Annotated in this window: 20 protein-coding genes; 12 read left to right on the top strand and 8 right to left on the bottom strand. The window is 65.8% G+C overall.

What is annotated here, in order from left to right; all coding sequences use genetic code 11:
* Positions 1 to 41 precede the first annotated feature (41 nt).
* Both ACFYOW_RS03755 and ACFYOW_RS03750 read left to right on the top strand, forming a co-directional pair.
* On the top strand, positions 42 to 689 hold the full coding sequence (locus ACFYOW_RS03755) for a TetR/AcrR family transcriptional regulator (RefSeq protein WP_387284212.1): 648 nt from the start codon (positions 42 to 44) through the stop codon (positions 687 to 689).
* Positions 686 to 1,294 (top strand): hypothetical protein, encoded by a 609-nt coding sequence (locus tag ACFYOW_RS03750; RefSeq protein ID WP_387284210.1) that lies wholly within the window; start codon positions 686 to 688, stop codon positions 1,292 to 1,294. Before ACFYOW_RS03755 ends, ACFYOW_RS03750 begins: the two co-directional genes overlap by 4 nt.
* A 206-nt stretch (positions 1,295 to 1,500) precedes the next feature.
* Here ACFYOW_RS03750 and ACFYOW_RS03745 read toward each other — a convergent pair whose 3' ends face one another.
* Positions 1,501 to 3,051 (bottom strand): acyl-CoA carboxylase subunit beta, encoded by a 1,551-nt coding sequence (locus ACFYOW_RS03745; RefSeq protein ID WP_387284208.1) that lies wholly within the window; start codon positions 3,049 to 3,051, stop codon positions 1,501 to 1,503.
* A gap of 402 nt (positions 3,052 to 3,453) precedes the next feature.
* On the opposite strand from ACFYOW_RS03745, the gene ACFYOW_RS03740 reads away from it, so the two are divergent.
* Genes ACFYOW_RS03740 through ACFYOW_RS03730 form a run of 3 tightly spaced genes read left to right on the top strand, consistent with a single transcriptional unit; the run spans position 3,454 to position 6,428 of the window.
* Positions 3,454 to 4,425 carry a transcriptional regulator gene (locus ACFYOW_RS03740; RefSeq protein ID WP_387284206.1) on the top strand — a complete coding sequence of 324 codons (972 nt, stop codon included), beginning with the start codon at positions 3,454 to 3,456 and terminating at the stop codon, positions 4,423 to 4,425.
* 45 nt (positions 4,426 to 4,470) lie between these two features.
* Positions 4,471 to 5,421 carry an acyl-ACP desaturase gene (locus ACFYOW_RS03735; protein ID WP_387284205.1) on the top strand — a complete coding sequence of 317 codons (951 nt, stop codon included), beginning with the start codon at positions 4,471 to 4,473 and terminating at the stop codon, positions 5,419 to 5,421.
* Entirely contained in the window at positions 5,418 to 6,428 is a 1,011-nt protein-coding gene (locus ACFYOW_RS03730; RefSeq protein WP_387284203.1) for an alpha/beta hydrolase, read from the top strand. Before ACFYOW_RS03735 ends, ACFYOW_RS03730 begins: the two co-directional genes overlap by 4 nt.
* A 198-nt stretch (positions 6,429 to 6,626) precedes the next feature.
* Here the strand turns inward: ACFYOW_RS03730 and ACFYOW_RS03725 are convergent, their stop codons facing one another.
* Positions 6,627 to 7,103, bottom strand: a complete 477-nt coding sequence (locus ACFYOW_RS03725; protein ID WP_387284201.1) for a hypothetical protein — start codon at positions 7,101 to 7,103, stop codon at positions 6,627 to 6,629.
* A gap of 71 nt (positions 7,104 to 7,174) precedes the next feature.
* Entirely contained in the window at positions 7,175 to 9,910 is a 2,736-nt protein-coding gene (locus ACFYOW_RS03720) for a discoidin domain-containing protein (RefSeq protein WP_387284199.1), read from the bottom strand.
* Positions 9,911 to 10,067: 157 nt separating this feature from the next.
* Here ACFYOW_RS03720 and ACFYOW_RS03715 point away from each other — a divergent pair, with 157 nt between their 5' ends.
* On the top strand, positions 10,068 to 11,099 hold the full coding sequence (locus ACFYOW_RS03715; protein WP_387284197.1) for an LLM class flavin-dependent oxidoreductase: 1,032 nt from the start codon (positions 10,068 to 10,070) through the stop codon (positions 11,097 to 11,099).
* Here the strand turns inward: ACFYOW_RS03715 and ACFYOW_RS03710 are convergent.
* From ACFYOW_RS03710 to ACFYOW_RS03700, 3 genes are read right to left on the bottom strand one after another with little or no spacing between them, the layout of a single operon-like run.
* The gene (locus ACFYOW_RS03710; RefSeq protein ID WP_387284196.1) at positions 11,060 to 12,112 is read right to left on the bottom strand and encodes a fused (3R)-hydroxyacyl-ACP dehydratase subunits HadA/HadB; all 1,053 of its coding nucleotides are present in this window, start codon (positions 12,110 to 12,112) and stop codon (positions 11,060 to 11,062) included. The genes ACFYOW_RS03715 and ACFYOW_RS03710 overlap by 40 nt on opposite strands.
* 32 nt (positions 12,113 to 12,144) lie before the next feature.
* A complete protein-coding gene (locus tag ACFYOW_RS03705) occupies positions 12,145 to 12,486 on the bottom strand; it encodes a YdcF family protein (protein WP_387284194.1) in 342 nt (113 codons plus the stop codon).
* Positions 12,447 to 12,794, bottom strand: a complete 348-nt coding sequence (locus ACFYOW_RS03700) for a hypothetical protein (protein ID WP_387284192.1) — start codon at positions 12,792 to 12,794, stop codon at positions 12,447 to 12,449. The genes ACFYOW_RS03705 and ACFYOW_RS03700 overlap by 40 nt, the downstream gene beginning before the upstream one ends.
* Before the next feature lie 338 nt (positions 12,795 to 13,132).
* Here ACFYOW_RS03700 and ACFYOW_RS03695 point away from each other — a divergent pair, with 338 nt between their 5' ends.
* Complete coding sequence (locus ACFYOW_RS03695) at positions 13,133 to 14,341, top strand: esterase/lipase family protein (protein ID WP_387284190.1); 1,209 nt, start codon at positions 13,133 to 13,135, stop codon at positions 14,339 to 14,341.
* A 356-nt stretch (positions 14,342 to 14,697) separates the two neighbouring features.
* Positions 14,698 to 15,498 carry a VOC family protein gene (locus ACFYOW_RS03690; protein WP_387284188.1) on the top strand — a complete coding sequence of 267 codons (801 nt, stop codon included), beginning with the start codon at positions 14,698 to 14,700 and terminating at the stop codon, positions 15,496 to 15,498.
* 18 nt (positions 15,499 to 15,516) lie between these two features.
* On the opposite strand, the gene ACFYOW_RS03685 is transcribed toward ACFYOW_RS03690, so the two are convergent.
* Together ACFYOW_RS03685 and ACFYOW_RS03680 are read right to left on the bottom strand one after the other, a co-directional pair.
* Positions 15,517 to 16,188: an Lrp/AsnC family transcriptional regulator gene (locus tag ACFYOW_RS03685; RefSeq protein WP_387284186.1), complete on the bottom strand. Its 672-nt coding sequence runs from the start codon at positions 16,186 to 16,188 to the stop codon at positions 15,517 to 15,519.
* Complete coding sequence (locus ACFYOW_RS03680; RefSeq protein WP_387284184.1) at positions 16,185 to 16,475, bottom strand: AsnC family protein; 291 nt, start codon at positions 16,473 to 16,475, stop codon at positions 16,185 to 16,187. The genes ACFYOW_RS03685 and ACFYOW_RS03680 overlap by 4 nt, the downstream gene beginning before the upstream one ends.
* Positions 16,476 to 16,560: 85 nt before the next feature.
* Here ACFYOW_RS03680 and ACFYOW_RS03675 point away from each other — a divergent pair, with 85 nt between their 5' ends.
* The 4 genes from ACFYOW_RS03675 to ACFYOW_RS03660 are packed head-to-tail and all read left to right on the top strand — an operon-like array spanning position 16,561 to position 19,609.
* On the top strand, positions 16,561 to 17,442 hold the full coding sequence (locus ACFYOW_RS03675) for a VOC family protein (RefSeq protein ID WP_387284182.1): 882 nt from the start codon (positions 16,561 to 16,563) through the stop codon (positions 17,440 to 17,442).
* Positions 17,439 to 18,647: a carboxylesterase family protein gene (locus ACFYOW_RS03670; protein WP_387284180.1), complete on the top strand. Its 1,209-nt coding sequence runs from the start codon at positions 17,439 to 17,441 to the stop codon at positions 18,645 to 18,647. Before ACFYOW_RS03675 ends, ACFYOW_RS03670 begins: the two co-directional genes overlap by 4 nt.
* Complete coding sequence (locus ACFYOW_RS03665; RefSeq protein ID WP_387284178.1) at positions 18,644 to 19,096, top strand: ABA4-like family protein; 453 nt, start codon at positions 18,644 to 18,646, stop codon at positions 19,094 to 19,096. Before ACFYOW_RS03670 ends, ACFYOW_RS03665 begins: the two co-directional genes overlap by 4 nt.
* The gene (locus ACFYOW_RS03660) at positions 19,097 to 19,609 is read left to right on the top strand and encodes a hypothetical protein (RefSeq protein ID WP_387284176.1); all 513 of its coding nucleotides are present in this window, start codon (positions 19,097 to 19,099) and stop codon (positions 19,607 to 19,609) included.
* Positions 19,610 to 19,786 lie beyond the last annotated feature (177 nt).

Raw genomic sequence — 19,786 nt, 5'->3', positions numbered from 1 at the left:
AACTAATGTCCCGATGGGACAATAGGGCGTAGACTGCGGATATGGGTATCGACGACGCGGTCGACCTCGACGGCCGTCGGCTGCGCACGCTCCGCAGTCGCGCGGCAATGTCGCGCGCCGCATTCGACCTGCTCAACGAGCGCGGGTTGGGTGCGGTGGCCGTCGAGGACATCGCGGAGCGCGCCGGGGTCACCCGGCGGACCTTCAGTCGTCATTTCTCCTCCATCGAGGATGCCGTACTCGGTGAAATCGATCAGGACGTGCACCTGTTCAACGAGGCGCTGTGCCGCCGCCCCGTTGGCGAGTCGCCGCTGGTCGCCTACCGCAATGCCCTGCACGATTGGCTGGCCACCGAACATACCGGCGCGAAGGCGGCGCGCCTGGCCCGCCGCTGGGCGCTGTTCCAACTCTTCGAGGCGGAACCGACACTGGCCGCGGGCTATCAGCGCATCCGACTCGACGGGCAGCGCGAATCCGTGCGGATCATCGCCGCCAGACTCGATGTCGATCCCGCGGTGGACCGGCGTCCGGAGGCGGCCGTCGCGGCCGGGACCGGACTGCTCATCGCCGCACTGCAGGTCTGGGGCGCGGGCTCGGACACCGACGGACTCCCCGATCTCATCGACACATTCTTCGACACCCTTAACGGGCTGACAGCTGAATTCCAGAGCGAGGTGTCATCGTCATGACCGCAGCAACCGGGTCACCCAGCGTTGTCCGCCGCACCTGCCGCAGGGTCGGCCTGGATCGAAATCCGATGCGCCGCCGCGAGGATCGCCTGCAACTGGCGGTCGCCGCGGTGCTCACGCTGTTGTTCCTGATCATCGCCCCGGTGCTGTCGATGGCGGTCGGCGGCCGGATCTACCAGACCGAGGACCGCATCGCGCGGGCCGAAGCGGCGCAGTTACACGAAGTCGACGCGACCGTGCTCGAGGTCGGCAAAGCGCCGCTCTACGCGCCCATCACCCCGGCTCGGGTGCAGTGGCGCGACGCCGACGGTGTCACGCACACCAGCGACTACCAGGCCACCGGAGTGATGAAAGCCGGTGCCACAGTGAAGATTTGGCTCGACGGCTCGGGCAAGGTCACCGAACCGCCGTCGGGCACCCGGGCACTGAGCAAGGCATTGCTGATCACCACCGGCATGGTCTTCGGGATCGCGGTCTGCTTCGGCTGCGGCTACGCACTGCTGCGCCGCGCGCTCGATCGGCGCAGGGCCCGGTTGTGGGAGACCGAATGGGCCACGGTGGAACGCACTTGGGGCAACCACGGGACGCGTCCGGATCAGGCCTAGTTTTCAAGTGCGGCGCGCCCACTCGGAGTGGGTAGGGATACTCTCGGTGGGCGCGCCGCGTACCCGGCGGTCGTGCGGCGAACACGGGTCGGGCACGGATGACGTTAGGGCACAGCGGTATCGGGCCGCGTGGCGAGCGAACGAACCTCTGATATCACACGACCGATACCCGTTTGTGCTGTGACACAACACAAACGGGCCGACGACTAGACCGGGAAGAGGCTGTGCTTGCGCGGGTTGTGCTTCCTGACCGCGCCCTTCTCGCGCAGCAGGCGCAGCGCCCTGCGGATCTCCAGCCGGGTCTGCGACGGTTCGACGACGGCATCGATGTAGCCGCGTTCGGCCGCGGTCCACGGAGTGGCGACGGTGGCGTTGTAGAAGTCGATCATCTGCTGGCGCACGGTGGCGCGCTGGTCGGGCGGGGTCGCCTCCAGCTGCCTGCGGCCGATGATGCCGACCATGCTCTCGGCGCCCATGACCGCGATCTGTGCAGTCGGCCAGGCCAGCGCAAGGTCCGCGCCCAGCGGTTTGCAGCCCATCACCGCATAGCCGCCGCCGTAGGCCTTGCGCGTCACGATCGAGACGATCGGCACCGTGGCCTCGATGACCGCGCGGAAGAACCGGCCGCCGCGCTTGATGACGCCGTTGCGTTCCTCTTCGAGACCGGGCAGCACACCCGGGGTGTCGACGACGAAGATCAGCGGCAGGCCGAAAGCGTCGCACAGCCGGATGAAATATGCCGCCTTATCCGAGCACAGTCCGTCCAGCGCGCCGCCGAGTACCTGCGGCTGATTGGCGACCACGCCCACACTGCGACCGTCGACCCTGGCGAATCCGGTGATCAGGTTCTGGGCGGTACCAGCGCTGATCTCGTGGAAATCGCCGTCGTCGAAGATGCGCAGCAGCACCTCGTGCATGTCGTAACCGGACCGGTCGGAATCCGGAATGATCGAGTTCAGCTCGAGGTCGTGTGCCGTGGTTTCGGGTTCCAGTCCCGGATTCACCACCGGAGCCTGTTCGAGGCAGCTGGACGGCAGGTAGCTCAGATAGCTGCGGACCCAGTCGAAGGCGGCCTGCTCGTCGGCGGCGACATGGTGCACCGTGCCATTGGCCTGCAGGGCGGCGGCGCCACCGAGATCGTCGGCGCTGACCACCTCGCCCGTCACGCCCTTGATCACCTCCGGACCGGTGACGAACATGTACGACTTCTCGGTCGCGACCAGCACATCCATATTCACCGGGCCGTAGACCGACCCGGCCGCGCATTTGCCGAGCATGACCGCGACCATCGGCACGAAGCCGGACAGATCCTCCTGGCGTCGGCACATCAGCGCGTACCAGGCCAGCGAGGTCACCGCCTCCTGGATGCGGGCGCCGCCGGAATCGTTGATCGACACCACCGGGCAGGCGTTCTCCTGGGCGAACTCCATTGCGGCGGCGACTTTTCGGCCGAACATCTCGCCGACCGAACCGCCGTGCACGGTCTGGTCGTGGGCGATGACGACGACCGGCCGGCCGTCGATGTAGCCGCGGCCGGTCACCACACCGTCGCCGTACATGCCGTCGGTGCTGCCCGGCTGTCGCACCAGCGCGCCCATTTCCACGAAGGAGCCCTGGTCCAACAGCATGCGCACGCGCTCGCGCGCACTCGGTATGCCCTTTTTCTTGCGTTTCGCGATGCCGGTCTCGCCGGCGGGTTCCTCGGCGAGCTCCAGGATGTCCCGGAGTTCCTCGAGCTTTTCTCGCGTGCCGCTCATATGGGGTATGCCATCCTTCGAACTAGTCGCCTGTACTGTCCGGGTCCACCGAACGGTACAAGGCGCTCGATGCTATCGGGTGTAGGACCCGCAGCACAGGGGCTCAACTTTAGTCATGGGACGGCTCACCGGTCTGCTGGGTATGCCGTCCTCGGTGCCGTCGGTGGATCGTCGCCGGGCGTTACAGCCGTCGCGGCGAAGTGTCGCACCCGCGTCAGTGTCCCCGGGGAGCACCCGGTGTCGCCGACTATATCCGGTCATCCGAATGACCGGAAATATTGGACCGAGAATCACTGGGCTGCTTGTGATTTCGCCCAAGCTGTTCGGCACGGTGTGATGACTTTCCTAATTAACGGACCGGGTATGCAATTTTGGTACGAATGCCACTAGCCTTTCGGAGTCATGGTGGGCAGACAGGCTGGTTCGGGCAGCAAGAGCCTGGAATCGAAACTGGTCGAACATTTGACTTTTCAGGCCAGGCGCACGCAGCGCGGAGATCTCGGTACTATCACGCGCACCTGTTTGGCGGAGGCCGCGCAAGTGCTGGAACCGCAGCTGGTTCCGGTCCCGGAGCAGCCCGCGGTGATCACCGGGTCGGCCGCGCGGTGGGCCCGCGAGGGGGTGGCGCTGGAAACTGTGCTGGACGCCTATCACGACGGTGTGCGGGTCGGCCTGGAATTCCTTGCCGATCAGGCGGCGGACGAGGATGCCGATCAGGTGGCGGCCGCGGCCGGATTGATCGTGCGCGTGCTGGAAATGGTGACGACGGCGACATCCACGGCCTATCTGGATGAACACCGCCAGGTCGCCCGGGAACAGCAGACTGCCGCGCAGACTCTGGTATCGGCGCTGCTCAGCGGGCATGGCGTCGCACGGCTGGCCGGTCGCGCCGGCATCAGCGTCGCCGCGTCCTATCAGGTCGTCGCCCTCGCGATTCCCGCACATCCGGACGAGCGAAGACGCGGTCTGGGTGCGCCGTCCGCGGCCCGCCGCAAGTTGCGCCGGGTGCAGGCGGCGCTGGCGATGCCGCTCGGTTCCCGGGCACTGTCGCTGCTGTCCGATGAGGGCGGCACGGTCCTGGTGCCGATCGACGAGGTATCCGCCATGACACCGGTCGCGCTCACTCCAGAGGTGCTCGAGCTGGTCAGCGAGGCTGCCGAGGTACCGCTGACCGCGGTGGTGGCCTCCGGCGAGACCGCTCGGATTCCCGAATTGGCCGGATCGGCACAGGAACGGCTCGCCCGACTTCTCGCCGAAGGCCGGGAGCCGGGGCTCTATCGGCTGGCCGATCTGCCGGGTTGTGACGGTTTCCAGCCAGGTCGTCGAGCTGTCGTCACCTCGCCCAATGATCGTCGAATCACCCGTTCGGCCTGAACAAGCCTGCTTATCGTCGATTCAGGGGTGAACAAAGGAGCACGTGTGACGATCGCGTTGACCGATCTCGATATTTTGCGCGAACTGGAGCCCGTCGCCGAACGTCATCTCGACGAGCATCTGCGCAAGGCCAAGGCGTGGCACCCGCACGACTATGTGCCGTGGGACGACGGCCGGAATTTCGCCGCCATGGGCGGTATCGATTGGGAACCGGAACAATCTCGGCTGTCGGCGGTCGCGCGGACCGCCATGGTGACCAACCTGCTCACCGAGGACAATCTGCCCTCCTATCACCGGGAGATCTCGGAGTCGTTCTCACAGCACGGCGTCTGGGGCACTTGGGTCGGGCGCTGGACCGCGGAGGAAAACCGTCATGCGATCGTCATGCGCGATTATCTGGTGGTCACTCGCGCGGTGGATCCGGTGGCCCTGGAACAGGCCAGAATGGCGCATATGACGACGGGTGTCGCGAAGCCGGAGAAAGGCCCGCAGTTCCTGCGTTCGGTCGCATATGTAACGTTGCAGGAGCTGGCGACCAGAATAAGTCACAGAAATACCGGCGCCGCCTGTAATGAGCCCGTCGCCGAGCGTATGCTGCAACGGATTGCCGCCGACGAGAACCTGCATATGATCTTCTACCGCAACCTCAGTGCCGCCGCCCTCGACCTCGCACCCGACGAGGCCATGCGTGCGGTCACCGATATCGTCACGCGGTTCCAGATGCCCGGACTCACCCAGCCCAACTTCCGGCGAAACGCAGTGGTACTGGCCAAAAACGGCATCTATGACTTGCGCCAGCATCTGGATGTCGTGCTGCGGCCGGTGTTGCGCGCCTGGAATGTCTTCGAGCGCACCGATCTGTCCGACGACGGCGAGCGCGCCCGCGACGAGCTCGGCGCCTATCTCGACGAATTGGCCATCAAGGCAACACGTTTCGAGGAGCAGCGCGACCGGGCCGCGGCCAGACAAGCGGAGCGAGCCGCCGTCGTACTATGAGTTTTCGAGCACCGATCACCGTGGCGGCGATGGCCCTCATCGCCGCGCTGGCGTCCGTGCCCGCACTCGCGGATCCGCCCGCTGTCGATCCGGCCATGACACGGACCGGAACGATCAGCATCGAGACGGTCGGGCCGCGGCACGAACGTTTCGCCATCGCCTCGGCCGCCATGCGTCGGGTCATTACGGTGGATGTGTTGCACGGCAGCGGTTCCGGACCGCGTCCGCTGCTGTATCTGCTCGATGGCGTCGACGGCGAGGCGGTCTCGGGGTGGCTGACCAAGGGGCATGCGGCGGAGTTCTTCGCGGATAAACCGGTCGATGTGGTGTTGACCAGCGGCGGCACCGGGAGCATGTACAGCGACTGGTTGCTCCGCGACGCCACCCTCGGGGTCAACCGCTGGGAAACCTTTCTCACCGCCGAGCTGCCGCCGATTATCGAGTCGTATCTGAAAACCGATGGGCGGCGGGCGATCGCGGGTGTGTCCATGGGTGCACAGGCGGCCATGATGCTGGCCCAGCGGAATCCGGGGCGCTACCGTGCGGTCGCGGGAATGAGTGGATGTTATTCCACCGCAGACGATCTCGGCCGGGCGGTCACCACGATTACCGTCGCGTCGCGCGGTGGCAATGTCGAAAACCTCTGGGGCCCACCCGGATCGCCGGAGTGGAGTGCGCACGACAGTCTGCTCGGCGCACCGCAGCTGCGCGGCACCTCGATCTACCTGGCCGCGGCGACCGGCCTGCCGACCGATGCCGACCTTGTCGCGGTATCGCGTGCGTCCGACCTCGGTGAAGCCTTGAAGACGGCGGGTGGGGGTCTGGCCCTCGAGGCCGGTGCGCGCTCGTGTACCGAACGCTTCGCGGCACGACTGGCGGAGCTGAATATCCCGGCCACCGTCGACTACGCCCCGACGGGTATGCACACCTGGCCCGACTTCGAGGCCCAGTTGCCGCGGGCCTGGCGTGTGCTCGCCCCCGCGCTCGGCCTGCCCGACCCACACTGATTTACGCGACACCCCTGAGCTGGTGCCGCTTGCCTTGGCGTTCGTTCGGTCCAATGCCCGAGAAACGCGGCTTGTACCCGTAGCCGCCGGTGTGCGATCAGGTCGTCTATCTCGCGCGGCCGCCTGGGCAATCCGCCGCCGCTCCCGGATGCAAACCCAAGGGCGACTGACGGTCCGATAGGCGCTGAAGGTGGCGGACTAACCGGGCAGCGTTGTCGTGATGGCACAGGCGCTGTCGCGCAGGAGCTTCGCTGTGGTGTCGAGTGGAATGTCGTACCAGAGATCGAGTTCTAGTCGGTTCCCGGCACCGATGGTCACCTCGGTCGGTTGACGCTTGATGGCCATGGCATCGTTGCTGACCGGATGTGTGGTGCCTGCGGCGTCGTCGAGTTGATAGTCGGTGGTGCGGGTCGTATGGAATATGTTGTCGGCGTTGACAATCGCCACTCGAACGCGAACGAACTGCCCCTTGGGCAGCCATTCGGCATGCGTGCCGAAGATATAGCCGTGCCCGGACTCGACAACGAGCGCGGTGATTTCCAACTTGGTGCAATCCGCCGGTGTGCGGACGTACTCCGTGGTCGTAACGGTCGTTGCGCGCGGCGTCGATGTCGGGTCAGCACAGGCTGCGAGCGGGAGGAACAAGAGCGAAAGCAACCGACGCACCCGTCTCATGCTAGGACCCGACCCGGGGTGACGTGCCCGTATTGTGCACCGGCCCCGATGGGAGTGCCCAGGAGTGTGGATCAGGTGCGGGGGCCGGTGATTTCGAGTTCTCGGAGGGTGGGGTGCGGGGTTGAGGTTGGGGTTGAGAGTTCCAGGCGGATGTAGCGGGTTGAGAGGGGAGTGGGGAGGGTGCCGGTGGTTGGGTCGGGGGTGATCGCGGTCCAGGTCTGATTGTCGAGGGAGGTGGTGAATGTGGTTGGGGTGGGGGCGGTCCAGTGCGGGAGGATTCGTGCGATGTGGGTTTCCTGGCCTAGGTCGACGGTGAGGGTGGCGTTGGGTGTGTTGGGGGACCAGCTGGTGGCGGGGGTGCCGTCTACGGCGGCTTCGGCATATTTGCCGGGTTCGTCGGAGCTGGTGGTGACTGGTTTGCAGCGGGCCAGGTTGTCGGTGGGGGTCCGGTCGGGGCGGCGGGTCGCAACGGTCAGTTCGCTGTCGAGGCGGTGGGTTTCGGTATCGGTTCGGACCGGTAGCGGTTGTCCCTCGGTCAAAGTCAGTTCGGTTTTATCGGGGCCGATGGCGGCGTCGAAAGTTCGTCCCTGCCAGTGGATTCCACGGATGGTAAGGCCGTCGGCGAGTTCGGGTGGCAGGGTTGGGGCGATCCGGATTTCGTCGGTGTCGAAGCGCAGGCCCAGTAGGCCGTTGGTGAAGGTCTGCAGGAAGCCGCCTGCCGCGGTGACGAAGGTGAAGGCGGGCGCACCGGCGAGCGGGTCCTTCGATCCGACCTTGGCGCCGCGGGCCTCGGCGAACTGGCCGAACGGGGCTCGGACGAACGGGCGCGCGGCACGCTCGAGGAAGGTGTCGGTGGCGCAGCCGGGGACGCCGATTCTCGCCGCGTCGATGGCGTGCACCGAATCGGTCATCGCTGGACCGTCGGGATCGGTTCGCTCCGAATAGTATTCGAGCACATTGGCCGCCACATCCGGCGGCATCGGCCAGTCCAGTGGATAGATCAGTAGCGCGGTGTCGGCCTGTTTGATGGGAGTGCCTGTGTAGCCGTCGAATTGGACGAAGATCCGTTGGTTGCGATCGAACGGCATGCGCAGACCATCGGCGATCGCGGTCCACTCGGGCCGGTGCGGTTCGCCCAGAATCTGCGCCGCGCGGGTGGCATTGCGCAGGGCGAGGGCGGCGACAGCATTGGTGTAGACCGCGTCGTTCACCCCGTTGCTGTACTCGTCGGGACCCGCGACATTGCGAATCGAGTAGCTGCCGTCCTCGTTGCGCGTCACCCGCGAGGCCCAGAATTCGGCGAGCGCGCGCAGCACTGGCCAGCCGCGTTCGCGCAGATAGCCGGTATCGCCGGTGGCCGCGTAGTACTGCCAGGCCGCCAGGGACGCATCGCCTTGCAGATGGATCTGGGTCAGGCAGTGCGGCGGATCCCAGCTGTGGCATTCGTCGAGATCGCCACGGCTCGCACTGGTCCACGGATAGAAAGCGCCACGGTAGCCGAGCCGCTTGGCGTTCGCCCGGGCAGCGGGCAATGTCCGAAAGCGGTAGTCCACCACCGATTTCGCCAACTCCGGTGCGAACTGCAGCAATCCGGGGAACATCCAGATATCCGCATCCCAGAACACCGCGCCGCCATAGTTGTCGCTGCTGAGCCCGACCGGCGAAATGCTGTTGTCCTGTTGGGAGTTCGTGCTCGAATACAGCGAATACAGCGCACCGCGCGCCCAGGTCTGCACATCGGGTTGACCGGGCACCTCGATGTCACCGCGCCACCGTGCCCGCCAGGCCGCGGATGTTTCCGCGAGCAGGTTCGCCCACCCCGTCCGCACGGCCCGCTGTGCCGACTCGAGCGCGGTCGCCGCCGGATCAGGAGAGGTACGGGTGGTGTCGACCCCGACGAACTTCGTCAACTGATACGTGCCGCCGTCGCGCACCGGAAACCGAACATCCTGGCGCGCACTGAGATCGCGGCCAAGTGGCATCGGCTGAATCGCGCTCGAAGCGATACCCGCCCCCGGCCGCAGCACAGAGACGATATCGCCGCCGACATCGGTGCCGTAGGCGCGGAATCCGACCCGGATGGTGTCGTCATCGCGAGCGCCGACCTCGGACTGGCCGACCCGACGCGCACCGGCGCCCTCGACGAGATCGGAGACGACCATCTCGCCCGACCAGTGCGGCAGCACCGTGACGTGCACTGCGCCGACATGCTGATCCGCCTGGTCGGTGAGCACGTCGTAGACCAGATCGGTGGCCTTGCCATCGGGCGCGCTCCAGGTCAGCCGGGTCCGCACCAGTCCGCAGCGCAGGTGCAGTGTTTGCGTGAAGTTCGCGATCTGAGCAGCGGGTGTGGCGGGCGAGTAGGTGTGCTCGCCGGCACCGACCAGCAATCCAGACCAGTTCGGAATGGCCGCGGCGACCTCGCGGTTGTCGGCCACACCCGGGGTGTGCGCATAAAGACCGGCGACGAAAGCGCCGTCGTATGCGGGCGTGTAGAGCGGCCAGCCGGTCGTCTCATCGGTCGCGGTGTATCCCATGCCGCGCGGTGGCACCCGCAATCCGAGATAGCCGTTTCCGACGAACGGATGTGCGTCGATCGGCACGTCCACCTGATCATTCGACGGCGCCCATCCGGGAGCCGAGGCCGATGGGTCGTCCGGACACGCACCGCTGGCAACTCGATCGGTGTGACGCACCGCGACCAGCACCGCTGTTGCCGCCAACACGATGACCACCGCTAGTGCGATACCGAGCAGAATGGTGGTGCGACGGCTCACACGTTGGAACAACTGGCCGATCCGGGACATTCGCGCCTCCACGTCGAGCTCGACGTTCGTGCCGAGCCGCGATACGCGTCGACGACCGCAGGACCGGCTACCGGGTTACGCAGGTGTGATTCCCATTGTTCCATCCACAACGATCCGCGCGGTGGAATGCGGCGGGGCCCGGGGTGTTGACACAGATATGACTTCGGGACTCGATGAGGTGCGGTTTTCGATTCTGGATCGCTCGCGCGTACGACGCGGACAGAGCCACCCGGAGGCACTGCGGGAGACCGTGGAGTTCGCGCGCTCGGCCGAGGATTGGGGATACCACCGGTTCTGGGTCTCGGAGCACCACAGCGTGCCTGGAGTCGCAGGCTCGGCGCCAACCGTACTGGCCGCGGCTGCCGCTGCGGTGACTTCGCGGATCCGAATCGGGACCGGCGGGGTGATGCTGCCGAACCATCAGCCGTTGGTCGTGGCCGAGCAATTCGGCGTCCTGGAATCGCTGTACCCGGGGCGGATCGATATGGGGCTCGGGCGCTCGGTTGGTTTCACCGATGGGGTGCGACGGGCGCTCGGACACGACAAGAGCGATGCCGCCGATTTCGATCAGCAGCTCACCGATGTGCTCGAATACTTCACGCGCGGCAAGTCGGGTGTGCACGCTTGGCCTGCGGAGGGGTTGCGGGTACCCGCATTCCTGCTGGCGACCGGCTCCGGTGCGGAGCGTGCCGCGCGTTTCGGCCTGCCGCTGGTCATCGCCTCGATCGCCGGAACGGGGCGCATGGTCGAGGCGATCGACCGCTATCGCGCGGAATTCCGTCCGTCGCCCTGGGGATCCGAACCGTATGTCGTCGTATCCGGTGCGGTGGTGATCGCCGATTCGACCGCCGAAGCCCATCGGCTGTTGCTGCCCGAGGCGTGGTCGAGCGCGTATTCCCGTACGCGCGGTGCGTTTCCGGTGCTGATTCCACCCGCGGAGATCGAATCCATGACGATGACCGAGCGGGAACGCCGTATCTTCGACGAGGCGCTGCGCGACCATATCCACGGCACCGAGGACGAGGTCGCGGAGGCGTTGGAAGCCTTGGTCACACGCACCGGCGCGGACGAAATCCTGGTCCATACCAGCACTTACGACCGCGCTGCGCGGCTGGACTCACATCGCAGACTCGCGCGGCTGACCGGACTTCAATCCCGCTTCGGGAAAAGGACTTCCGCCGCCGCGTAGCCGAAAAGCCTACGGCCGTGCGACCTTGCGTCCAGCGCGACCGTGGCCTTACGGCGATGCGAATCGAGTGCGGCTATCCGACCACGGAATTCGATGGCGCTGGCCTGTAGCGGCGGAATGTGCAGATAGTGCGTGTAATGCGCGAACTGGGCGCGGAATCGGGTGGCAGCCGCCGGGTCACCGAGCCAGCCACCGAGGTATCCGGCGGCCAGGCCGAGTTTGAGCATGCCGGGGGCGACGACGGTCGGCAGACCGGTCGCGTTGGCGGCCTGCTCACTGAACAGCACCGGATTGGTATCACCGGTCACCCCGGCATAATTGACCAGGTCACCGCGCGACAGATGTACGATCCGGGCCGGCAACTCCGTACCGACCGTAAGAGAGTCGAAATCGACCGTGGTTCGCGGTGCGCGGGACGAGATCGGTGCCACGATCCCGTCGCCGTCGCCCGGAACAACGACGCCGGGCGTACCCGGCGCATCGGTGGAGTGCATGGCGATCCGGCCGACCCGCTCCGCCGATCCCGCGCCCTCGGGCCCGGTGCGCGCCAGTAGAGCTGTCGATCCGGTCTGCACCACCTCGCCATGCTGGTCGGTCAATACGCTCTTGACCGCGAATACGTCGTAATCGGCGAAATGCCGGAATGATTCGAAATAGACATCACAGGTGATCCGGTCGCCGGCGACCAGTGGCCTACCGATATCGAGCACCTGGTCCGCGTGCAGAATCCGGTGCGAATCGTAGCCGGTGATGAGGGTATCGAGTATTTCGCGATGGACCCGGAGCAGGATTATCGAGGCGAATGTTGGCGGGGCGATCAAACCGTCGAAACCGAGCTGCGCGGCCGCCTCCTCATTCCAATGTGCGGGGTGGAAATCCTGTATCGCGCGGGCGAATTCACGGATCTTTTCCCGTCCGACCTCGTAGGTGGTGGCGGATCGATACCGGTGGTCGAGTAATGCGCGGGCCTGGTCGGCTGGGGCGGCAGCGGCATCGACGGCGCTCTTGTTCATGTTCGCTCCTGTGTTGCGGAATGTGGTGCGGCTCAGGATCTCGGCCCGAACTCCCAAACGAGCGGCGGTATCTTTTCAGGAGTGACGGTGGCGACGACGGCTATTCCGGCATCGCCGAAAAGCGCTGCGGCCCGGTCGATATGGTCCGCGGAGGTCACCACGACGGCGTCGCGCATGCCGATATCGTGCATGATCCGAGCCGAACGTTCGGCATTCTGAGCGGTCGACACCGCCTCGGCCTCGATGTAGACGCGCTCGAGCGGGATACCGTGTCCGATAAGCCAATCCGCCATCGCGTGCGCCTCGGTGACTCCGTTGCGCGGATTACCGCCGGTCACGATGATCGGTGACAGCGGAGCCAGCAGTGCCTGCACATACCCGGCGTGAGTCGACTGATCAACTCCGGTCGCATTTCGCCGTCGGGCAGCAGTCCGTACCCGAGCACAACGATCGCGGTCTGCGGTCCGCGGAAGCCGAGGAACTGTGCCGGCGGTGCGGGTTCGATTGGCGGCCAACCGAACAGCAGCCCCTGCGGTTGCTGGGCCGAGCCGCCAACATCCGCGACCGCGGTCGGGCTGTGCAGCAATGCCGCCGCCATTGTCGCGGCGCCGAACAGGGTCCCCGCGGTCATCCGCGCGATGCCGCGGCCGAAGCGGACGGTGGATTCGATCGGATCGAACATGGCAGCTCCACTCATGAGCCGTCGGGTAGCCGATGGCGGCGGGAAAACGTGGAACCATGGTCGCCCCAAATTTTCCGAATTCCTCGTGATCCGTTGGTGATCTGGATAATTCACCGAATTGGATCGCGCGAATTGTGGCCGTCACTGCGGCACCGGAAGACCGTGATTGTGCCGCAACCCTAACGGAGACAAAGCGGTTTGGTGAGGTATCCAGTTGCCTTGCCGTCCCATGGGTTTCGCCCGACACCCGGATTTAGCGTTGGCGCAGTTTCGGTGCCGTCGACCGACATACCTCGGCGCTGCGACTCGAACGCTGTTGTTCTCCAGGAAGGCATGTCATGAAACGAAGTAGATGCGGTCGGTCGGTCAGCGCCGCGGTGATGATGGGCGTCTCGGTGCTCGCCATGAGTGTGACCGGGGTCGCAGCCAATGCGAATCCCGATCCGGCGCCCACGGAGCAGACTCTGGCCGACTACATCGCCGCCGGCCGGAAGGTGGCGCCGGTCGCCGATTCCGGCAGCGCGGGCAGTTCGGGTTCGGCCTGCACCTCGGGCAGCGGTGCGGGATCGGGCAATGGCTCCGGTGATTGCTACGGCGGCTCCGGCAGCAGCTCCGGGTCGTCGGGCGGATACGCCAGTGACACACGGGGTTACGGCCCGCCGATGACATCGTGGCTGGCCGCCTTCGGCTACGGCCTGCTGAATCCCGATGTCGCACCGCCCGGCACCAATGACTGGAACTGCAGGCCGACCGCCGAACATCCACGCCCCGTCATCGCACTGCACGGCACCTGGATGAACGCCTACAACGGATTCGCCTATATGGGCCAGCCGCTGAAGGATGCGGGCTTTTGCGTCTTCACCTTCAACTACGGTCGCTCGAACCTGCTGGAAGGCGGCGGTCTCGGCTCGGTGCTACCCGGTGTGATGGGCACCGGCTACATCCAGGATTCGGCGAAACAGGTCGCCGCCTTCGTCGATCGAGTGCTGGCCGCGACCGGCGCGTCCGAGGTCGATATCGTCGCCCACTCCCAGGGCGGTTCGATGGCCAACTGGTACACCAAGTTCGAGGGTGGTGCGGCCAAGGTGAAGAACCTGGTCACCTTCGGCGCCACCCACCACGGCACCAGCCTCGACGGCATCGGCGCATTGGGCAGGGCCATCAATAACTTCGGCATCGATATCCTCGGATTCATCGAGATCTTCGTCGGTCACGCGGGCATCCAGCAGACCATCGGCTCGGATTTCGTGAACCAGCTCAACGCCAACGGCGACACCATCCCCGGCGTCGACTACACCGTGGTCGGAACTCGCTACGACGAGGTCACCAACCCCTACGACCTGACCTTCCTGAAGGCGGGTCCGGGCGTGACCGTCCACAACATCACCCTGCAGGATGGTTGCGAACAGGACCTCTCCGACCACCTGACGATCATGTACTCGCCACGCGCCCTGTCGATCGCGCTCAATGCGCTCGACCCGGCCGGCCATCCGAATCTGGACTGCGCCTTCAACCCGTGGTTGATCGGCGGCGGCGGCAAGCTGTGACACCCGAGTAGGCGTGCGCCGCAGCCGAACAGGACGAACCCTGACTCCCCGAGCCTGTTCGGCGGGTGCGCCCACCGCCGTGCGACCCCGTACCGGTGAAACGGATTCCTACCCCGCCTTCTGTTTCCCGGTTGGTGTAGGCGCGTGGCGGCGTGCCCACCGAGCCGATTCCGCACGATCGGCTCGGTGGGCATTCGGATGTCCGGACCCGGTGTCAGTAAACGTTCGGCGAACTCCAGGACACCCGCAGGAGATGCTGGTTCACTACTAGACAGAAGTGTGATCGGCATCACTTCGGGTGGGATCGGTACGCCCATCTGTGACCGCTGGCAACCGACGAGTGAACGGAGATATTGATGCCTGTTCGAAGCACACCTTGGTCCGAGGGCACCCCGTGTTGGGTCGACTGCCAGGTCGACGACGCGGTGAAGGCGAGCGAGTTCTACGCCGATCTGTTCGGCTGGACCATCGAGAGCGGCGGGGACGAGGCCGGCGGATACCTGATGGGGATGAAGAACGGGCAGGCTGTCGCGGGGATCGGCCCCAAGCCGCAGCCCGGGATGCCCTCGGTGTGGACGACCTACCTCGCCGCCGACAATGCCGACGCGATCGCCGAGAAGGTGGGCGCGGCAGGCGGTCAGGTCGTCATGCCACCCTTCGACGTGCTCGACGCCGGGCGCATGTTCATCGGGGTCGATACCGTCGGCGCGACATTCGGCATCTGGCAGGCCCGTGCGCACAACGGCGCCGCCGTCCACAACGAGCACGGCGCCTACTGCTGGAACGAACTGCACACCCGGCAGCTCGACACCGCGAAGAAGTTCTACGCCGATGTCTTCGGTTTCACCTACGCCGATGTCGGCGACGGCAAGAACATGATCTACGCGATGTTCACTCCGCGCGGCGGCGAGCAGGCCGCCGGCGGCATGAACGACGACACCGTGATGCCCGGCGAACCCATGCCCAGCTACTGGCTGACCTGGTTCCAGTTCGACGACGTCGACGCCGGGTTGGCGCGGGCCGGCGAGCTCGGCGCGATGGTGCTGATGCCGGCCGCCGACTCGCCTGCCGGCCGGATGGCGATGGTCTCGGCACCACAGGGCGAGGTGTTCGGAATCATCGACACCAACGTGCGGGTGGGGGAGATGCCGCAGTAAACGACGGTCGCCGACCGACTAACGAAATATTTGGGCGTCGCGCTTGGTGTGGGAGGCGATCGGTGTGGTTTCCATGCGTTCGATGCCGTCCAGTGTGGTGATCCGCTCGGTGAGGTAGGCATACAGCTCTGCGGAGTTGCGGAAGACCGCGATCGCTATCAGATTGTGCTCGCCGGTAGTGGCGCCGATGAATGCTGCCTCGAAGTCGGAAGCCAAGGCTGTCGCCACAGTCTGGAGCTGATGCGGTACTACGCTCATCCAGATCACGCAGGAAACGGTGAAACCGAATGCGGCGGGGTCGATTTCGATGCTGAACCGCAGGATCCCGGCGCGTCGAAGCTCGTCGAGTCGACGCCGGATCGCTGTCTCGGACCAGCCGATGCGACGGGCGAGGTCGGGGTAGGAGGTACGGCCGTCGAGCGATAGGGCGGCGAGGAGCCGGTGGTCGAGCTCGGTCAGCGATAGCGACTGTGTCGCGGCGGTATCCGGTGGTCGCAGTGCCTCGATTTGCGCGGTGGTCAGCGCGGAGGTGCGGCCGCGCCAGCGGCGCTGCATGAAGTGGTGCAGGAGCCGGTGTGCGGAGATATCGAGGACATCGCCATGTCGGGCGAGTCCGGCCAGCGGTGCCGGGCCGTCGTCGGGAATGCGGAAGACGCACACGATTTCGGTACCGCTGTCCACCACCGTCACCCAGGCGGTGTCCGGTCGCTGGGCGAGGGCGCGCGCCAGCGTGCCGGCGGCACTGGCTCGAACCGTGATTCGGACGATCCACTCGGCGGTAGCGATCGGCCCGGCCCCGGGGCCGCGACGCCGGTGACTCGGACGAGTCCGCTGGTGCGCAGACGGCCGTAGCGGCGGGCCACGGTGCGCGAGGACACCCCAAGTACCTGGGCGATTGTGCTGTATGCGGCGCGGCCGTCGATCTGTAGTGCGTGCAGCAGTTGCAGGTCGAGATCGTCGAGGGTGTCCGAATCCACCCGATCAGGGTAGATAGACGTCCGAAAACGGCGTCGACCGCCCGGTAAGCGGTCTTCGACGCTGTGGTCCAGCAGGCTCGTTCGCATGAACGACGACATGGGCCAGCAGTACATCGGAGCCATCCACCACACCGGTCTCAAGGGCAGTGACTTCGATGCGATGACGAGTAGATACCGGTCCTTCGGATTCACCTTGACCCCACGGTCTCGGCACCTGATGAGCCAGCGGCCGGGGGAACCGGCGATTCTGGGTTGCATCGCCAACGAATGCGCCGTGTTCGGCGACTCGTACATCGAATTGTTCGGCATCGTGGATGCCGCCGCGCCGGACCCGTGGCACGCGAAGCGGCTGCCGGACGGATTCCGGATTCTCAATCTCGAGACCGACGACGCCGCCGCGGTCAGCGCTGGGCTCATCGAAGCCGGACTGCCCGCTTCCGGTGTGCTCGAACTGGAACGTGACGTGGACACCGAGGACGGCGTGCGGACCATGCGCGCCCGCACGGTGCACATCGACCCGCGCAGCACGTCCGAGGGTCTGCTCGGCATCTCTCAGCACCTGAACCGCGAATATGTGCACCAGCCACGGTATCTCGACCATCCGAACGGAGCGCGCGGGATCGCGGCGGTGACGATCGTGGCCGCCGACACCGAGTTCGACGAGATCGTCGACCGCTACCGCCGCATTGTCGCGGTCGATCCGACCACCGAGGATTCGTTGACGGTATTGGCGCACAAAGATATTCGCCTGGAATTCGTTCGGGCGTCGGACGCCGGCCAAGTGCTGCCCGGTGAGCCGGTGCCTTCGCCGTCGTACTTCGCGGCGATGACCATCCGGGTCGACGATGTCGATCACGCGCGTCGCATTGTGGAAAGCACTGGTACACCGACTCGTACGACCGCGGCGGGGTTCTTTGTGTCCGCGCGCGACGCATACGGCGCCGGACTGACATTCGTCGCGCGATGATCGTCGAGACTGCCGCGGGGAAGGTCAGGGGGAGTGCCGACGGTGCGGTAACCGCATTCCGCGGCATCCCTTTCGCGACTGCCGAGCGATTCGCCGCGCCGCGCGCTCCGGTGCCATGGCCGGGCATCCGCGACAGCGTCGAGATCGGTCCGGCCGCACCGCAGTTGGCGTCACGGCTGGAGCGCGTCATGGGTCGGTTCACGGTTGCCCAGGCCGAAGACTGTCTGTCGCTGAACGTTTGGGCGCCTGGCGGGTCCGGTCACCCAGTGCTGGTTTTCCTGCACGGTGGCGGATTCACCAGCGGCTCGGGCGGATTGGCGTGGTACGACGGTGCGGAGCTGGCCGAGCACGGCGACATCGTGGTCGTGACGATCAACTATCGACTCGGTGTTCTCGGATATCTGTGCCTGCCCGGGGTGAGCGAAGGCAATCTCGGATTGCTCGACCAAATGGCCGCACTGGAGTGGGTGCGGGACAATATCGCCGCGTTCGGCGGGGATCCGGCGCAGGTCACCGTTGCCGGGCAATCCGGCGGGGCGCTCTCGATACTCGCGATGCCGGCCGGAACCGCCGGACTTTTCCGGCGTGCGATCCTGCAGAGCACCCCTGCCGGTATGCCGCCCGCGTCACTCGAGGTATCGCTGGTTCTGTTCCGTAATCCGACGCCGGATCCGGCCCGTAACGCCGCGATCCGCTACGGCGCCACACTGTCGCTGATCGGGGCGGCATTGGGGATGCTCATGGTGATGCCGACCTCGGCCCAACGTGAGACCGGCAGCGCCATCCAAGGCGCGCACACCGTTGGCCTCCCCGACGGCGGACCGGGCCTGCGGGTTCTCGGCTGGAGCACCACCGGTGGTGATCTACGCATCCCGCATTTTGTCGGAATGCATGCGGTGCAACTGCTTCCGCTGGTCGTCATCGCCCTGGAATTCGGTGCCCGCCGAATCCCTGCCTTGCAATCGGCCCGATCCAGAGCAGCGCTCGTGACTGTCGCGGCAGCAACCTTCGGCGGTCTGCTCGCCGTGCTGACCTGGCAGGCGCTGCGCGGACAATCCGTGGTGCATCCGGCCGCACCGACACTACTGGCACTCGCCGTAATCGCCACTGCTGCAAGCGGATCGGTCGCCGTTGTCATTCGCCGCCGACCGCGATCCACGCATCCGTCACCCGATCCGATGACCGCGATCGGAGCGACTCGATGAGCCGTTCGCTATTCGACCTCACCTTCTGGCTCGCCGCGCCCTTCTGGGCACTGATGATCCTGGCGCCGCGGTGGCGCCGAACACCGACCATCGTCGCGTCACCGCTGATCTGCGCGCCGCCGCTGCTGATCTACGCGACGCTGGTGCTACCGGAGTTCGGGCCGTTTCTGTCCGCTCTTGCCAACCCGAATCTGCCTGGGCTGCAAACAATTCTCGCAGGCAGTACCGGCGCGGCTGCGGCATGGGCGCACTTCGTCGGATTCGATCTTTTTCTCGGCCGCTGGATCTACTTCGACAGCCGCGAACGCGGCATCCATCCCGTGCTGATCAGCGCATTGCTGCTGTTCACGATCTTGTTCGCGCCGCTCGGCGTACTCGGCTACCTGATCATCCGATTCCTCCCAGCATGCCGACCGATACCAAACCAACCCACCCATGCGGAGACATAAATGGAAATCCTGATCTTTCTCCTGATCGTGCTGTTCGGGCTGCGCCTGTCGGGTGTACTGGGAGCCACTCGATTCACCGGTTGGCCGACGTGCGCGGCGTATGCGCTCGCGGCGATGCTGGTGCTCACCGGCACAACGCATTTCCTCCCCGACAGCCTCGCGAGCGGACCCGCTCCCACCCACGGTGACCTGCTGCCGATGGTGCCGCCATTCGTGCCATTTCCGAGTTTCATGGTGTACCTGACCGGTGTGCTGGAACTGCTCGGCGCGCTCGGTCTCGTCCGCACCAGAACCCGTCGACCCGCCGGGATCGGCCTGGCCGCACTGTTCGTCACCCTGCTGCCCGCCAACATCTACGCCGCCGTATCCGACATCCCGTTCAACGGTGCGCCGGCATCCCCGCTGTGGATCCGGATCCCTGAACAGGTGCTCTACATCGCCGTCGCGCTGTGGGCGGCCGGGCTGTACAGGCCGAGCCGTGCCGAACTCATGGACGTGGCAGTGGAACGCTGACCGGTGTTGTCACACTGAACGCTGGGTCTTTGTGCTGCCCAATCGGATGCCGAGAATCGCGGGTTGTGTCGTATCCCTAGGGGTGTCGGAGGCATTCGTGAGGTGTCCAGATCCGGCCGATGTCTGCGGAACATCGTTCTGCTCCGGTTCTAACGTTGGCGCAGTTTCTATGCCGTT

This window comes from Nocardia sp. NPDC006982 (assembly GCF_042869435.1).
GTDB lineage: Bacteria > Actinomycetota > Actinomycetes > Mycobacteriales > Mycobacteriaceae > Nocardia.
Note: the sequence above shows the minus strand (reverse complement) of the source record. Positions and strands in the feature narration are given on the sequence as shown.

Excerpts from the sequence above, each read along its gene's own strand:
- ACFYOW_RS03675 (WP_387284182.1), top strand. The coding sequence starts at position 16,561 with ATGAACGACGACATGGGCCAGCAGTACATCGGAGCCATCCACCACACC.
- ACFYOW_RS03755 (WP_387284212.1), top strand. The coding sequence starts at position 42 with ATGGGTATCGACGACGCGGTCGACCTCGACGGCCGTCGGCTGCGCACG.
- ACFYOW_RS03710 (WP_387284196.1), bottom strand. The coding sequence starts at position 12,112 with ATGAACAAGAGCGCCGTCGATGCCGCTGCCGCCCCAGCCGACCAGGCC.
- ACFYOW_RS03730 (WP_387284203.1), top strand. The coding sequence starts at position 5,418 with ATGAGTTTTCGAGCACCGATCACCGTGGCGGCGATGGCCCTCATCGCC.
- ACFYOW_RS03725 (WP_387284201.1), bottom strand. The coding sequence starts at position 7,103 with ATGAGACGGGTGCGTCGGTTGCTTTCGCTCTTGTTCCTCCCGCTCGCA.
- ACFYOW_RS03665 (WP_387284178.1), top strand. The coding sequence starts at position 18,644 with ATGAGCCGTTCGCTATTCGACCTCACCTTCTGGCTCGCCGCGCCCTTC.
- ACFYOW_RS03660 (WP_387284176.1), top strand. The coding sequence starts at position 19,097 with ATGGAAATCCTGATCTTTCTCCTGATCGTGCTGTTCGGGCTGCGCCTG.
- ACFYOW_RS03740 (WP_387284206.1), top strand. The coding sequence starts at position 3,454 with ATGGTGGGCAGACAGGCTGGTTCGGGCAGCAAGAGCCTGGAATCGAAA.
- ACFYOW_RS03695 (WP_387284190.1), top strand. The coding sequence starts at position 13,133 with ATGAAACGAAGTAGATGCGGTCGGTCGGTCAGCGCCGCGGTGATGATG.
- ACFYOW_RS03670 (WP_387284180.1), top strand. The coding sequence starts at position 17,439 with ATGATCGTCGAGACTGCCGCGGGGAAGGTCAGGGGGAGTGCCGACGGT.
- ACFYOW_RS03750 (WP_387284210.1), top strand. The coding sequence starts at position 686 with ATGACCGCAGCAACCGGGTCACCCAGCGTTGTCCGCCGCACCTGCCGC.
- ACFYOW_RS03690 (WP_387284188.1), top strand. The coding sequence starts at position 14,698 with ATGCCTGTTCGAAGCACACCTTGGTCCGAGGGCACCCCGTGTTGGGTC.
- ACFYOW_RS03715 (WP_387284197.1), top strand. The coding sequence starts at position 10,068 with ATGACTTCGGGACTCGATGAGGTGCGGTTTTCGATTCTGGATCGCTCG.
- ACFYOW_RS03700 (WP_387284192.1), bottom strand. The coding sequence starts at position 12,794 with ATGTTCGATCCGATCGAATCCACCGTCCGCTTCGGCCGCGGCATCGCG.
- ACFYOW_RS03745 (WP_387284208.1), bottom strand. The coding sequence starts at position 3,051 with ATGAGCGGCACGCGAGAAAAGCTCGAGGAACTCCGGGACATCCTGGAG.
- ACFYOW_RS03720 (WP_387284199.1), bottom strand. The coding sequence starts at position 9,910 with ATGTCCCGGATCGGCCAGTTGTTCCAACGTGTGAGCCGTCGCACCACC.